Below are 14857 nucleotides of genomic sequence, written 5' to 3' on the forward strand. Positions count from 1 at the left end.
TAACCGCGACACACCATTCGCTGAACGAATTCTCAGCATTTTCACAGCGCGCACCCATTTCGCGGCCGCGTTTTGCATTCCGCTTGCCGAACGCTGTCCTATTGCCCGCTCAACCGGGCCTACGGTCGGGTCATGGCCACTGCCGGCACACCGATGCCCAGACCCAAACGCCCGCGGCGCAAGCTAATTCTGGTGCTGGTCGTCGCGGTGCTCGCCTACCCGATCGGCAGCTACACCCGAGCCCTCACCTATCCCGGTGCGGCGTCGTTCGCGGTCCGCACTGTCGATTGGCTGCGCGAGATCGGGCTCGGCGGCGTCGTCAACACCGTCGAGAATTGGTGGTACACCAGGCATCCGCCCTCCGCCGCACCCCCGCCCGCCGGGTCGCTCCCGACCGCGCCGCCGCCTCTCCCCAGCCTCGGCGCCGGCCCCCGGCCCGCCGATCTCCCGGCACAACTCCCCCGGCTGCCCGGAGAAGGACGCTGGACCCCGGGAGCGAGTACGGCGGGCGGCCCGGTCGCCGACTACACGACCTTCATCCGGCCGGATCCCGCGCACGCCAGCGTGGTCGCCGGCGTCGCGTGGATCAACCAGTCGCTGGTGCGCGCCTCCCTCATCGCGGGCACCAAGGAGCCGGGCGGTTCCGGCTGGCCGGAGGGTGCGCGGGTGCCGTCCGGCGTGCGCCCGGCGCTGCTGGCCACGTTCAATGCCGGATTCAAGTTCAAAGACACCGCGGGCGGGTTCTACGCGGACGGCCGCACTGCCCGTCCGCTCAAGGACGGCGCCGCTTCGGTCGTCATCGACCGGTCCGGCCGGATATCGATCGCGCAATGGGGCCGCGACGCGACCATGTCCCCCGCCGTCCGCGCGGTACGGCAGAACCTCGCTCTGGTCGTCGACAACGGAAGCGCCGTCCCCGGGCTGCGGGCGAACGCCGTCGGCCGCTGGGGCAGCGCCAGCAACCAGTTCCAGTACACCTGGCGTTCCGGGCTCGGCACCGACCGGGCCGGGAATCTCCTTTACGTGGCCGGCGACAAACTGACCCTGCGGACGCTCGCCGGGGCCATGGTCCAGGCCGGAATCGTGCGCGGCATGGAACTGGACATCCACCCGGGAATGGTCGCGTTCAACGCCTACCGGCCCGACCGGCCCGGCAGCTCGCCGCGGAAGCTGCTGCCTGCCATGCCCGGCTCGGCGGACCGCTACCTGACCGCCGATCAACGCGACTTTTTCGCCATCGTCCTCCGGGGCGGAGCACCACCGGCCAGTGCCGGCGTCTCGCCGCTGTCGTCCCTCGGAGCGTGACAGCCGCCGCGACCGCGAGGACGCCCACCCGACCGGAAACTGACGTTCGGTCGCAGCCGACGCTGCGGCACCGTGCCGCCGCAAGGACCGGGAATCATTCTGCGAAAGAACGATCTGGACCACGCATGCGTGGTCCAACATCACTGAGGTTTTCTCCGCACGCGCTTGTCCGGCACCGCAGGTGCACACAGCGAGCACCGCGGAGAAGACTTCCAGGTCCGTGATCTATAGTTCTCCCACCGAGAGAATTCAGCTCCGAGGAGGGCCGTCCGCAATGGTCACGACGTCCCTGCCCAGCCCGCCGCAAGGCGTCTGGCACCTCGGACCGGTTCCGATCCGCGCCTACGCTTTGTGCATCATCGCCGGGATCGTCGTCGCCGTCTGGCTCGCCCGGCGACGCTGGCGCGCCCGCGGGCACAACCCCGACGACGTGCTCGACATCGCGATCTGGGCGGTCCCGTTCGGCATCGTCGGCGGACGGCTCTACCACTTGATCACCGACCCGGAACTGTACTTCGCCCCCGGCCGCGATCCGGTCCGGGCGCTCTACATCTGGGACGGCGGCCTCGGAATCTGGGGAGCCGTAGCGCTCGGCGCCCTCGGCGCCTGGATCGCCTGCCGCCGGCGGGGAATCAGCCTGCTGGAGTTCGCCGACGCCCTCGCTCCCGGGCTGGTCCTCGCGCAAGCCATCGGGCGCTGGGGCAACTACTTCAACCAAGAACTCTACGGCGCTCCGACCACCTTGCCCTGGGCATTGCGCATCGATCCGGCGCACCGCCCGCCCGACACCCCCGGCATCGGGCTGTACCACCCGACATTTCTTTACGAATGCCTCTGGGACGTCGGCGTCGCGGTGCTGTTGCTCTGGGCGGACAAGCGCTTCGACCTCCGCACCGGCAAGCTGTTCGCGCTGTACGTGGCCGCATACACCGTCGGACGCGCCTGGGTCGAAGCGCTGCGCGTCGACCACGCGAACCACTTCCTCGGCCTGCGCCTCAACGACTGGACTTCCCTGGTCGTTTTCCTCGCCGCGACAGCAGCGCTGCTGTGGCGGCGGCGCTCCGCGCGACCGCGCGACGACAGCGCCGGGGCGGCGAAAGGCCCGCCCCCGGTTTAACCGGTGCTCACCGCGGCCAGGGCCGCGTGCAACCGTTGCCCGGCTTCGTCGGTGACAGGCCGCAGATCCTGACGGCCGGGCACCGTGACCATCACTGCCGGGTCGAGCGCTTTGACCACGACATTGCACGGCAGCGGCACGCCGATCCGCGGCTCGATCTGCGGCGAGCCAGCTGCGGGTTGGAGGCCCCGAGAATCAACTGAGGGGGCACGGTCTCGTCCAGTTTCGCCTTGATCGTCGCTGCCACGTCGATCAGGACTCCGAACCTCTCCGCCGCGAGGGCTGCCGCACTTTTGCCACGACGGCTTCGGACGGATGGTCGCGGATGACCGACTTCGTGTAGTCCATGAGAGCATTTCCGTCCTGGACGCCGAAAACCGATTCCCGTCCGGCGACACGAACGGCATCCCTGACTCCGCGCGCGCGGCCCGCGCTCATCGCCCGTCCGGCATCCGACGGGGACGCTGCGGACGCTGGAGTCGTTCGCCGCGCGGAGGCGGCGCGGCGAACCGCTGGGGCGGCCTGGGAACCGCCGGACGGGGCGGCGCCGCGCGGCTCCGGTCTTGCGGCCCAAGGCTTTCCGGCCTGCGCCCCCGCGGAGACGCGACCGGCGGCGGTCCCGGGCGGCGCGTCGGCTCCGGCCGGTTGACCCACGCGTCGAACGTCACCAGGCCCGCCGCGAGAACGAGAAAAATGATCGTCATCACTACGCTGCGGGCGACGACCCCGACCCCGGCGATGGCCACGAGGCCGAGCACGGCGAACCAGCAGTAGGGATCCACGCGGCCGAACAACGGTTTCGCGCCTGCGCGTCTTCGCGAGCCGAGTGCCATCGCGCAACCCCAATCCACAGTGGACCGCTGACGCCCGGCCGCTCGTCGCCGCGCCGGAGCCCGGCCCGCGGCGAACGACACCGCGCTCGTCGCGGGACCTGGCCCTCATCCTACACGTTGTAGGATGAGGCTTGCCCGCTTCGGGCTGACCGCGCCGAACCAGACGACGGGAAGGGATCGATGCGGACCTTGACGGGACGACGCGATCCGCTGCGCTACCGGCGGCGAAAGCCCTTCGCCGGAATCGCCGCGCTGAGCGTCCTCATACTCGCCGCGATCGCGGTCTGGGTCACGACACTGCAGCGCGCCGCGGATGCCACCGCCTTGGTCGCCTGTCCTCCCCCGGCCGCCGGCACCGCGCCGCAGACGTTGGCCGCGCTGCCCTACGACGCGCTGGACGGCGTCGCTCCCGCGCCCGCCGCCGCCAGTCCGGTGACCGTGCTCAACGGCAGCGGCCAGCGCGGAAGCGCCGGACTCGCCGCGGGCGAACTCGCCCAGCTCGGTTTCCCGCAGGCGTCGCCCCCTGCCGACGACCCGTTGCACCCGGCCGGCGACTTGCGGTGTTTCGGCCAGATCCGCTTCGGTCCGGCAGGCACCGCGGCAGCCAGGACTCTCAGCCTGGCCGTACCGTGTGCCCAACTTGTGCGCGATCGCCGGACCGGCAGCAGCGTCGATCTCGCGCTGGGCAGCGACTTCAGCGACGTGACCCCGAATCCCGATGCCCGCCGGGCGCTCCAGCTGCTGGCGGCCGCGCCGAGCGGCCGTCCGGCCATCGGCGCGGCGCCGCCCGCCGTGACTCCGGCATTGCTGGCCGGGGCCCGCCGCGGGCAGTGCTGACCGCCGCCGTCATTCCACCGCCGCGCCCGCTGCCGGAGCCTCGACGCCGAGAAGAAGCGGGCGCAGCACGTTCGGCATCCGTCGCTGCACGAGCCTGCCCAGCAGCCCGGCGAGCGTCGGCACGAGCAGCAACGCGGCGACCGCACCGATGGCAAGCCCGGCCAGGACGTCGAGCGGGTAGTGCATCCCGGCGTACACCCGCGAGAAGGCAAGGAATACGGCGACCGCGCACGCGAGCACCCCCCAGCCGCGCGCGAACACGAGAACGCCCACCGCCAGTGCCGCGCCGAGCGCCGCGTGATCGCTGGGGAAGGAGTTGTCCGCCGAATGGCTCAGCAGCACAGTGACGCCGCGCAGAGCCAGGAACGGGCGAACCTCCTGGTGCAGCGCGGCGAAAAACTGGTTCAGACCCAGCGAGACGAGGGTCGCGACTCCGGTCAGCACCGCCGCCGCCAGCGCGCGGGCGGCGCCGCCACGGCCGCGGCGCGTCCACCACCCCAGAGCCAGCAGCAGCACGAGAATCACCGGGCCGCCCCACAACGCGAAGGCGGCCATGAACGGATGCGCCCACCCGGTGCGAGCGGCCAGCTGATTGATGTCCCAGAACAGGGCGAGATTCCACGGCACGGGCTTGGCTGGTCCTTCCGGCGGAAAGCGGATACGGCACAGACCGGTGATCCTACAGCTTGTAGGAAGAGCGAGCGGAAAGGCTCGCAACCGGCAGTCAGCCGAGCACCGCGCCGGCGACCCGCAGGAACGCGATGGTGGCGTCCGCCAGGACCGCGACGCCCGCACCGAGCACGGCCACAGTGGGCAGCAGCGACAGCGGGCGCGTCACAGTCGGAGCGCTTCGCAGAGCGCGGACGCGGCCCCCGACTCCGCGGTCGCTGAACGCGAGCGCGGGCGGGGCGGGCGGGACGGCGGCCAGCGCCGCCCGGGCCAGCGACCGCGCGGCGAGTTCACGGTCGGCCACCGCGGTCGCGGCATCTTCGTCCGCCCAGCGCTCGAGCTGAAACGCGATTTGGCCGCGCAGGCGGATCAGGACCGGATTGATCGCGACCGCGACGGCCGCGACCGCCTGATACCGATGGTGCCGGTGCGCGAGATGCGCGCGCTCGTGGGCCAGCAGCACGCGGCGCTCCTCGGCGTCGAGCGCCCGCAGCATGCCGTCGGAGACCACGATCCGGCCAGGCCGGCCGATGCCGCCCGCGACGGCATAGGCGTGCGGACTGGGATCGGTGAACACCACCAGCTCGCCGCGCGCGCCGGCGACGACGCCGTTCATCGCCCGCCGCACCCGGCCGCGGCGGTACAGCGCACTGGCCACCCGGACCACGATCGCCGCGAGCAGCACGGCCGCGACCAGGCCGGCGATCCGCGGCACCGGGTCCAGCCGGCGCAACTGGGCCGCCGAGATCGGCGAATGCTCGAGAATCTCCCCGAGATGGCTCAACCCCGCACCGGCGACCATGACCAATCCCCACAGAGTCCCCGCGCCGACCGCGGTCGCCACCGCGCAAAGAAGGCGCACCGCGGCAGGCGGCGCCAGCCGCCTGCCCGCCAGCGGAAGGCCGCGCACCGCCAGCACCGGAAGCAGCAAAGCCAGATACACGTCGACTCTCACCGCCGGCCGCCCTGGGGACGATCGCCCTCGTCGAGCATCTCGCGCAGCGCCGCCGCGTCCTCGGGCCCGAGGGTCGTCACGAACTTCTGCAACGCGGCCCCCCGGTCCCGGGCCTCGCGCAACGCCACGTTCATCCGTTCGGCAGTGAGCTCGGCATGCGCCCGCCGCGGCGAGTACACGTGCCCGCGCCCCGATGCCGCCCGTTCGGCCAGGCCCTTCTCGTGCAATCTGGTCAGCACGGTCAGCACCGTCTTGTACGAGAGATCCGTCCCCACCGCCTCGTGCACCGCCGCACCGGACAGCGGCGCCGGAGCAGCCCACAGCGCGGCCATCACTTCCGACTCCAGCGCGCCCGCCGCGCGCCGTGCCCGCGATCCGTCTCCGCCGGGCATGGTCCTCCTCAGTCCGTTCTCGCGGCACGGCCCCGCCCGCGCGCCCGCTCGGCTCGCCGGCCGCGAGCACCACGAGGGTACCTGCCGGACGCCGCCGCCCGGCTGCTGTCGCCGGACGGCGGACCGTCTCCGGGCACCGCCCGGGATTCGTCCCGGTCCTGGAAACGCCCGGGGCTCACCGCTTCCAGACGCCGGTGATCGGCCGGGCGGAAGCGGCCTCTCCGAGCGGTGCCAGGCCGTACATGTCCTCGACGGTGCGAAGAACGCTGTAGTGGTCGATCGGCTGGGCGCTGCGCGTCGTGCGCACCATCGGCCCGGACAGGATCGTCGGGATCCGATTGGCGGGGGTCCCGGTGTCCTCGTCGAAGGTCACGATGAGGAGGCTGTTGTGCGCCTGCGCCCACCGGGCGTATCCGGACAGATTCCCGGCCGCCCAGCCGTCTCCCGCGGAAACCGGGCAATCGTGCATGTCGTGGCACATGTCGGGGATCACGAACGACACCGTGGGCAGCGTCGAGTAATCGGCGGGGAAATGCCGATAGGTCCGGTTCGCGCTGGGCGGCACGTTGCTGAAATCGGGCAAGGGGTTGTGTTTGCGACGGTAGGCGCCGTCAGCCGAGGAACACCCGGCGAATCCGTCGCGCGGCATGCCTTCCGCGAACCCGGCGAACCGGAATCCGGCATCGGTCAACTGGCTCGCCAGGTTGGGCCGCGCACCGAGGTCCCGCGGGCAGGAATCGTCGGCGACGCCCTGCGGAGAGCCGGAGAACAACGCCACGTAGTTCGGCTGGCTGGGATGCGCGATGCCGTGCGAATCGGACAGGCTCGCCCCCGCTGCCGCGAGCGAGGAGAGATAGGGAGCGCCGGCCGCCCCGTCGACCTCGGTCTCGCCCTCGTTCTCGAAGATCGCCACGACGACGTGGTCCGGCCGGGGAAGGCTTGCCGGAGCAGCGGCGGCTGCCGACGGGTGCGCCCGCGGGTACGGCGTCGGTCCGGACGAGGCGCACCCGGCCAGCAGAAGCAGCGCACCGCCCAGCGCCGCCGCCCGGCTCACCCGTTTCCCGCGATACACCGGACCTCCTCGCCGCACTCCGGACCTGGCATTCGTCTCGCGGTCACGCGGAACACACAAGCACGACTTCTACAATAATGTAGAAGCGTTGACCGTCAGGAATCGAGCCCATGCCCTCTCTCCCCGCGCCCGGCCCTCACCTCCTCGCGTTCCCGGCAGCGGGAACACGACCACGTCGAGCCCGAGGGGACGCCTTCGCCGCGGTGCCGGAGAACCGCTCGTGAACCGCCCGTACCCGCCCGGCGAGCCGCCGCACTGGCCCCGCGGCCGCCACCCGGGGCCGATCCCGCCCCGGCGGTCGGCCGGGCCGGGGCGGCCCGCGGATCCGCGCAACCAGCCGGAGCCGGAACTGCTCACGCATCGGCTGCCCGCCCCGCCCCCGCTGCCGGCCGCCCGGCCCAGGCCGGCCGGCCCACGCAACCCGCCGCCGCCGAGCGGGCCCGCCCGGCCGCGAGTGCCGCGGAAGAAGCTCTGGCGGCGCATCCGGCGCGGCCTCTACGTCCTGGCCGGCGTGTGCCTGCTCGGCCCGGTCATCGCCTTCGTCGTCGCGTACCAGTTCGTGCGGGTGCCCGATCCGACAGCGCTCGCCGCCGCGCTCAACCAGCCGGTCACCCTGTACTACGCGGACGGCTCCGTGATGTACACCAAGACCGGAACCGCAGGCAATCGCCAGCTGGCCACCTGGGACCAGATCCCGCAGTCGATGAAGAACGCGCAGATGGCCGCCGAGGACGAGACCTTCATGACCAACTCGGGCTTCGACCTCAACGCGATCGTGCGCACGGTCTGGAACCGGCTCAACGGCGGCACCGGCGGCGGCTCCACCATCGGGCAGGAGTACGTCAAGAAGGCCACCGGCAACGACCAGCCGACGCTCGCCCGCAAGATGGCCGAGATGGTCGAGTCCTACAAGATGACGAACACCTATTCCAAACAGGACATCCTGACCGCCTACCTGAACACCGTCTACTTCGGACGCGGCGCGTACGGGATCAAGGCGGCGGCCAAAGCGTTCTACGGGGAAGACGTCAGCAAGCTCACCAACGAACAGGCCGCGCTGCTGGCCGGGATGGTCCAGCTGCCGTCCTACGCGGACAAGCCCGCCTACGAGCAACAGCGCTACCGCTACGTGCTGGGGCGGATGCTCGCCAACCACTGGCTCAGCCAGGCGGAATACGACTCGGCCGCCTTTCCGGCGCCGATCGCCCAGACGAGCGCGGGATCCGGCCCGGCCCTTTCCCCCACCCGCCAGTACATCGTCGCCGCGGTGTTCGACGAGCTGGCCAAGAAGGGCCTCCCGGAACAGGCGTTGTCCCGGTCCAGAGCCAAGATCTACACCTCGATCCAGCCCCCCGCGCAGACCGACGCCGAACACGCGGTCGCGAAGATCACCTCAGCCGACCGCGGCTATCCGCACGAAGGCGCCGCACTGGTTTCGGTCGACCCGTCCACCGGCGGGATCGTGGCGTACTACGGAGGGGACGGCTCGACCTCCTACGATCTGGCCAGAACCCCGCAACAGCCCGGTTCCTCGTTCAAGCCCTATGTCCTCGCCGCCGGCCTGCGCACCGACCCGGGCCGCATCGGGCTGAACACCGTCTACGACGGCAGCGACAACCAGACCATCGACGGGCAATTGGTGCACAACTCCGACGGCGAGGGCGCCAGCCGGATCACCGTCAAGGACGCCATGACCAAGTCCGTCAACACCGTCTTCTACCGCATGGGCGCGCAGGCCGGAGTCAACAACGTGCGGCAAGCCGCCTGGGACGCGGGAATCCCGAAACGCATCACTTCCTCGCTGGGGTCCGCCTTCGACTCGCTCCAGCAAGACGACCCGGTCACCGGCAACGGAACCGGCAGCACCCAGCTCGGGATCTCGATCGGCCAGTACCCGGTCCGGCCGATCGACCAAGCCCAGGGCTACGCCACCTTCGCGAACGACGGGAAGTACCTCCCGGCGCACTTCGTCACGAAAGTGACGGACGGGACCGGAAGCCAGCTGTACCGGTTCGACACCGCGGCCGTTCCGGCATTCGGCTCCGACCCCGCCGCCAGCGCCGCGATCGCGCACACCGTCACCGCGTCGATGACCGACGTCGCCTCGTCGTCCGGCGACGGCTTGCGAGGCGGCCGCCCGAACGCGGCCAAAACCGGAACGGCCCAATTCAACAACACCGGGCACAACTCGGAAGCCTGGATGGTCGGCTACACCCCGCAAAACGTCACCGCCGTCTGGTTCGGCAACACCCAGCAGCCCGCACCGATCTACGGCAACTACCACAACGGCATCGGCTCCGATCACGGCTACGACGTCTACGGACGCGAAGAACCCGGTTACATCTGGCAGGACTTCATGAACGCCTACCTCGCCGGGCAGCCCGCGCGCGACTTCCCGCCCGCCCCCGCGGGCACCGCCGCCCCGGCCACGACCGGCAACCCGGCGCCGGCCACCTCGAACCAGACCACACCGGACACGCCGACGACCGCCCCGGCAACCACGCCCTCCACCACCGCCGCGCCGACCACGTCCGACCAGCCGACGAGCCCGCAACCCACCGCTGCGTGCGGCCCCAGTTGCCCGACCACCACGCCCGGCCGGCGGCACCACGGTCCGGGTCCGGGCAGCGGCGGGTAAGAGCACCGCCTCGCCCGGCCCCGCCGGAGGATTGCCGGTGCCGGCGCCTACGTGACGAAGCCGCTGCTCGACGCCCGCATCCTCGCGCTGCCGCGGCGCGCCGCACCGATCCGGCACTGCGACGTCCGCGTCGGCGATCTGCCCCGATCGATCAGTTCGGGTAGCCCGCCGGTGTCCCTGCGGTCTGCACGGCGTAGCCGGTGGCGCTGCCCGAGCCGCCGAGGGCGGGGCTGTCCTGGGTGTAGGCGATGTGCGCGAACCCGTTTTGGTCGGTGTCGACGCCGAAGTCGTCGAGCAGCTGACGGCCTCCGGTGCAGCTGACGCCGCCCTCGCAGATGGCACCCTTGTGCACGGGGACAACCTGGGTGGTCGACCAGCCGCTGCCGGTGTTCTGCGCGAAGTAGACGTACCAGGTCTGCCCGTCGGGGGTGCCGTAGTAGACGAGGTCGGTGCCCGCGCTGGTGGCGACGTGCCAGGGAAAGACAGCCCGCTTGGAAGTGCTTACCGGACCGGAACAGCTCCAGGTGTCGCCGTGGTCGGCCGAGGTGGCGACGTAGACGGCGGTGTCGTTGGAGACGACGTAGGACAGGGTGCCGTTCGGTGCGACCGAGACGTTGGGGAAGTTGTGGCCCAGCCCGGCTGCGCCGAAGGCCGTCGTGCAGGGGATCGGTTTGCTGGTCCAGGTGTGCCCGCCGTCGGCGGAGACGCCGAGGAACGCTTCGTTGAACTCGCTGCCGGAGGATGAGCTGGGCGCGACGAACGATTGGTAGGCCCAGAAGCCGCCGGACACCGGAGAGGCATTGCGGTGGTCGATCGCCAGGTTGCCGAGTTCGTTGTTCATTGCTTTGTAGTCGGTGTCCGGGATTACGCGGGCGACGTGCGTGTAGAGAGTGCCGCCGTTGTCGGAGCGAAGTACATCGATGTTGTTGGTGAGGATGTCGTGGTAGGTCAGCAGCGAGGTGTCGGCGCCGTAGGCGGCGATCCATTCCCGGTCGTCGAGCGGCAAGCCGGCCTGGACCGGGGTTTGGCTGAAAGTGCGGCCGTTGTCGTCGGACACCGCGACGTTGACCGAGGCGAGGTTCAGGCTCGCGACGTAGATCCGGTAGGTGCCGGCGGCGGATTTCTCCGGTGCGAAAGCGCTGTCGGTGTCCCCGCCCGACAGGCCGATGCCGCCGATCGCGTTGGGCTGGCCCGCGTAGGTCAGCCCGCACGCGGCCGCGGTGCTCGGGCCCTGCCAGTACTGGCTGCCGCCGCCGAGGCCGTTCTCGGAGCTGAGCCCCACCAGACCGGCCTTCGACACGTGGATCGACGGCTCGCCGGCCGCGTTGGCGCCGCACCCGCTCGCACCCGCGTTCTGCACCTGCAACTGACCGGTGGCGAAAGCGGAGCCGGCCGCCTCCGCCCGATGACGGCTCGCCGCTGCCGGTGCCGCCACTGCCAGGAGGACCGCCGCGGCGAACACCGTCGTCTTGGACAGCCGGTTCTCGGAGTTCCGCATGGTTTCCTCCAGCCTCGATGCCAGACGGCCTGACAAAGGAGAGGGAACTCGGCGACGACTATGACGTGCGTCACCGAATCTGTCGAAGCTCGTTGCCTAACAGCGGGCATGGACCGCATTTCGGGAGGTCTTCTGATGACGTCGTGTGCGCGCCGAGTGGCCCTGATCGCGGCAGCAGTGCTGTTGACCGCACCTTCGGGAGTGGCTGACGCTACGGCCGGGGCCGGGGCCGGGGCGTACACCGTGCGCACCCTGCACTTCGACGTGCTGGTCGGGCCCGGCGGGGTGCAGCGCTGCGACATCGTCGGCGACCTGTACACGCCAGCCGACGCCGGTCCGGGCCACCGCGTGCCGTCCATCCTCACCACCAACGGGTTCGGCGGGTCCAAGGACGATCAGGCCGGAATCGCGCGATACTTCGCCGCGCACGATTACGCGGTATTGTCCTATTCCGGCCTCGGCTTCGGCGGTTCGGGCTGCAAGATCACACTGGACGACCCGGATTGGGACGGGCAGGCCGCGAGCCAGCTGGTGAGCTTCCTCGGCGGCGCCGACGGGATCGCCTACGCGGATGCGGCACACGCGCAGCCGGTCGCGGGCGCCGACTACGTGGTGCGCGATCCGGTGGACCACGCCGGCCGGACTGACGCCGCGGATCCCCGGGTCGGCATGATCGGCGGTTCCTACGGCGGCGAGGTGCAGTTCGCGGCCGCTTCGGTCGACCCGAGGATCGACACCCTCGTCCCGCTGATCACCTGGAACGACCTGTCCTACTCGCTGGCCCCGAACAACACCGATCTCCGCACTGGCGTCACCTCGGCCACCCCCGGGGTCACCAAGCTGACCTGGCCGCTGCTGTTCTTCACCGAGGGCGCGGTCTTGGACAGCGCGACGGGCTTCACCAGCGACCCGTCGAGGGTGATCGGCTGCCCCAACTTCACCACTGACATCTGCGCGGACCTCGCGGCGTCCGGGACGCTGGGCTATCCGACACCGGACACGCTCGCGCTGACGCGGCATGCGTCGGTGTCCGCCTACGTCAACCGGATCCGCGTTCCGGTCCTGCTGGCGCAGGGCGAGAACGACACGCTGTTCAACCTCAACGAGGCGGCCGCCACGTACCGAGCGCTCAGGGCCCAGGGCACGCCGGTGAAGATGATCTGGCAGTCCTGGGGTCACTCCGGTGCCACCCCCGCGCCCGGCGAGCTGGACCTCGCCGGCCCGGACCCGGCCGCCCAGTACGAAGCCGCCCGCGTGACCAGCTGGTTCAACCAGTACTTGCGCGGCGGCCAGCCGGACGCATACCCCGGATTCGCCTATTTCCGCGACTGGATCGACTACACCGGCATCGCCACCCCGGCCTACGGCAGCGCCCCCGCCTACCCGGTGGGCACGGGCATGAAGTTCTTCCTCTCCGGCAGCGGCGACCTGGTCACCGATCCGAGCGGTGTCCGGGCCGGGGCACAAAGCTTCCTCACACCCCCGGCCGGATTCCCGACCAGTTCGTCCGGAATCGACGCGTTTTCGCCGAACCTGCCGCCCGACGAGAATCTCCCTGGGACTTACGCTTCCTGGACCGGCCGCCCACTGGCCGCGCCACTCGAAGTGGTCGGCGAGCCGCAGCTCGAGGTGAAGGTGCAGGCGCCCACCACGGCGGTCAGCAGCACGCTCGGTCCAGCCGGCCAGCTCGTGCTGTTCGCCAAGCTGTACGACGTGGCGCCGGACGGCACGGAAAGCCTCGTGCACAACCTGATCGCCCCGGTCCGGCTGTCCGATCCGGCCAAGTCCGCGCGCATCACACTGCCCGCCGTCGTGCACCAGTTCCCGGCCGGGCACGCGATCCGCGTCATGCTCGCCAGCGGCGACCTCAACTACCGGGCGGGCCTGGTCGCGGCGCCTGTCACGGTGAGCACCGGAGACACCGGTCAGGTCCTCACCCTGCCGACCACCGGTCGCTGAGCGCGGGGACCGCTCGCCCGCCGTCCGGGAGAACCGACCGGCTCCGCCCGCGACCACGGACCCGGCTTGCCCGCCGCTCACGGCCGCCCCAGGTCTGTTCCATGCCGGGCTTCAGACCTCTTCTCCCCCGGTATTCAGCGGTGAACCCGCCGCAGCCGAAAAGCACAAGAATCAATTCCGGTGGCCCTGGCCGGGTTTCTTCTCGTGACTGACCCGGATCCGAGAGCGGGCGTCCCTTCGCCCGGACGACGCGGGAGACGACAGCCGGGACTCGGCGTCGACGCCGAGGACGAAGACCGTTTCGATCGGAGGGTCAGCGAGCCCCCGTCGCGCAGCGCCCCGGCCGCTTTCCCGATGTCGCCAGCCGCCGCGGTCGCCCGCACAGCCTTCACCAGTCCGGTCCGGGTGCCGTCCTCCGGCAGGCACGCACAGCCGCCCGCGACCCTCGGTCACCCGGCGGCGAACCGGGCCTCGACCGTCGACCCGGCCGGGTCGGAGTGCATCCGCACCAGGTCCGCGAGATGGTTCACCAGCAGCAATCCGCGGCCGCGGACCTGGTCCGGCGGAGCCGGGAGGCGGCCGGCCATCGGATCCGCCAGCCACCCCTCGTCCCGGACCTGGCACACCAGTTCGCCGTCCGCGAACCCCAGCCGCACCACCGCGGATCCGCTGCCGTGCTCCACGCTGTTGACCGCCAGCTCCGACACCGCCATCACCGCGTCCTCGACCCGGTCCTCGGGCAGGCCGTGCCGCCGCGCCGTCTCTGCCGTCACCAGACGGAGGTCGCCAAGATCGGGTTCGGCGACGGCAAAGGACCGCGCGCCGAGCGGCGGCGGCAGCTCACGGTTGTAGTCGGCGACCACCGCGTCGGGCGCGTAATCGCCGCTCTCGCGCCACTCCCCCGCGCCCTCGATCAGCCAGGGATGCGTCCGGAGAGCATCCGCCAGCTCGGTCGCGCCCAGCGCTTCGGCGTCGTAAGGACACAGGATGGTCGCCCACCGGCCATGGAAAGCCAGGTTGATCAACGCCTCGTGCTGAGCGCACGCCGGATACTCCGCCGACGACCGGCCCGCCCAGACCGGCTCCCCGACGATCCGCACATGCTCGTCCGGATGCGCGTCGGCGAACGCGCGCAGCACGCCCGGAATGATCCGCCCCGGGTTGCGGCCTGCCTCGGTCATGTCGACCAGCAGCGCCCGATCCGCGTCCGCACCCAGCTCGGCCCGCACCAGGTCCACGTGCTCCGGCGGCGCGGCGACCGCTGCTGGCTCGTCCGCGGCCAGCCCGTCCCGGACGAACGGGACGACGCCCGCCAAGAACTCGGCGGCACCCCGGTAGAACAGCGCCGGATGCAGGAACGCTCGGGCCCGCATCACGGACGCCGCGCGGGCAACGACGATTCCTCCGAGCGCATCACGATCACTTCCTCACCGCCGCCACCCTGCCGGCAAGCTCGGGTCACTATGCCCAACGCTATCCCTCCCTGCCAGGTCGACGCACGGTCGAAGCGAACGTGCCGGTCATTTCGGCAAGCCGAATTGGCCCCGGTTCGGCACTTTGAGCTCTAGCGATGGTTGAGGTG

Annotated in this window: 13 protein-coding genes; 5 read left to right on the plus strand and 8 right to left on the minus strand. The window is 71.0% G+C overall.

Going from position 1 to position 14857, the window contains the following annotated elements; translation table 11 throughout:
* Window positions 1–132: 132 nt before the first annotated feature.
* Together H5411_RS12555 and lgt are read left to right on the plus strand one after the other, a co-directional pair.
* Window positions 133–1305, plus strand: coding sequence for a phosphodiester glycosidase family protein (locus tag H5411_RS12555; protein ID WP_183123838.1), 1173 nt, complete (start codon window positions 133–135; stop codon window positions 1303–1305).
* Window positions 1306–1579: 274 nt separating this feature from the next.
* The gene (lgt, locus tag H5411_RS12560; RefSeq protein WP_051166273.1) at window positions 1580–2422 is read left to right on the plus strand and encodes a prolipoprotein diacylglyceryl transferase; all 843 of its coding nucleotides are present in this window, start codon (window positions 1580–1582) and stop codon (window positions 2420–2422) included.
* Here the strand turns inward: lgt and H5411_RS47525 are convergent.
* Together H5411_RS47525 and H5411_RS49285 are read right to left on the minus strand one after the other, a co-directional pair.
* Window positions 2419–2562, minus strand: coding sequence for a hypothetical protein (locus tag H5411_RS47525; RefSeq protein WP_235079432.1), 144 nt, complete (start codon window positions 2560–2562; stop codon window positions 2419–2421). The two genes, lgt and H5411_RS47525, sit on opposite strands and share 4 nt — an antisense overlap.
* A complete protein-coding gene (locus H5411_RS49285; RefSeq protein ID WP_376772131.1) occupies window positions 2514–2669 on the minus strand; it encodes a hypothetical protein in 156 nt (51 codons plus the stop codon). The genes H5411_RS47525 and H5411_RS49285 overlap by 49 nt, the downstream gene beginning before the upstream one ends.
* A 766-nt stretch (window positions 2670–3435) precedes the next feature.
* Between H5411_RS49285 and cei the strand changes: the two genes are divergently transcribed.
* Window positions 3436–4092: an envelope integrity protein Cei gene (cei, locus tag H5411_RS12570; protein ID WP_051166272.1), complete on the plus strand. Its 657-nt coding sequence runs from the start codon at window positions 3436–3438 to the stop codon at window positions 4090–4092.
* Between the two features lie 9 nt (window positions 4093–4101).
* Here the strand turns inward: cei and H5411_RS12575 are convergent, their stop codons facing one another.
* From H5411_RS12575 to H5411_RS12590, 4 genes are all read right to left on the minus strand, one after another.
* The gene (locus tag H5411_RS12575; protein WP_037365777.1) at window positions 4102–4719 is read right to left on the minus strand and encodes a phosphatase PAP2 family protein; all 618 of its coding nucleotides are present in this window, start codon (window positions 4717–4719) and stop codon (window positions 4102–4104) included.
* A gap of 97 nt (window positions 4720–4816) precedes the next feature.
* A complete protein-coding gene (locus H5411_RS48925; protein WP_037365774.1) occupies window positions 4817–5716 on the minus strand; it encodes a M48 family metalloprotease in 900 nt (299 codons plus the stop codon).
* Window positions 5713–6108, minus strand: coding sequence for a BlaI/MecI/CopY family transcriptional regulator (locus H5411_RS12585; RefSeq protein WP_037365772.1), 396 nt, complete (start codon window positions 6106–6108; stop codon window positions 5713–5715). The genes H5411_RS48925 and H5411_RS12585 overlap by 4 nt, the downstream gene beginning before the upstream one ends.
* Before the next feature lie 175 nt (window positions 6109–6283).
* A complete protein-coding gene (locus H5411_RS12590; protein WP_101437981.1) occupies window positions 6284–7180 on the minus strand; it encodes an alkaline phosphatase family protein in 897 nt (298 codons plus the stop codon).
* 220 nt (window positions 7181–7400) lie between these two features.
* Here H5411_RS12590 and H5411_RS12595 point away from each other — a divergent pair, with 220 nt between their 5' ends.
* Window positions 7401–9818 carry a transglycosylase domain-containing protein gene (locus tag H5411_RS12595; RefSeq protein WP_143271427.1) on the plus strand — a complete coding sequence of 806 codons (2418 nt, stop codon included), beginning with the start codon at window positions 7401–7403 and terminating at the stop codon, window positions 9816–9818.
* A 151-nt stretch (window positions 9819–9969) separates the two neighbouring features.
* Here the strand turns inward: H5411_RS12595 and H5411_RS12600 are convergent, their stop codons facing one another.
* Window positions 9970–11316, minus strand: coding sequence for a sialidase/neuraminidase family protein (locus H5411_RS12600; RefSeq protein ID WP_037365768.1), 1347 nt, complete (start codon window positions 11314–11316; stop codon window positions 9970–9972).
* Window positions 11317–11517: 201 nt separating this feature from the next.
* Between H5411_RS12600 and H5411_RS12605 the strand changes: the two genes are divergently transcribed.
* The gene (locus H5411_RS12605; protein ID WP_235079424.1) at window positions 11518–13275 is read left to right on the plus strand and encodes a CocE/NonD family hydrolase; all 1758 of its coding nucleotides are present in this window, start codon (window positions 11518–11520) and stop codon (window positions 13273–13275) included.
* A 449-nt stretch (window positions 13276–13724) separates the two neighbouring features.
* Here H5411_RS12605 and H5411_RS12610 read toward each other — a convergent pair whose 3' ends face one another.
* The gene (locus tag H5411_RS12610) at window positions 13725–14648 is read right to left on the minus strand and encodes a sensor histidine kinase (protein ID WP_037365766.1); all 924 of its coding nucleotides are present in this window, start codon (window positions 14646–14648) and stop codon (window positions 13725–13727) included.
* Window positions 14649–14857 lie beyond the last annotated feature (209 nt).

It is taken from the genome of Amycolatopsis echigonensis (assembly GCF_014174495.1).
GTDB lineage: Bacteria > Actinomycetota > Actinomycetes > Mycobacteriales > Pseudonocardiaceae > Amycolatopsis > Amycolatopsis echigonensis.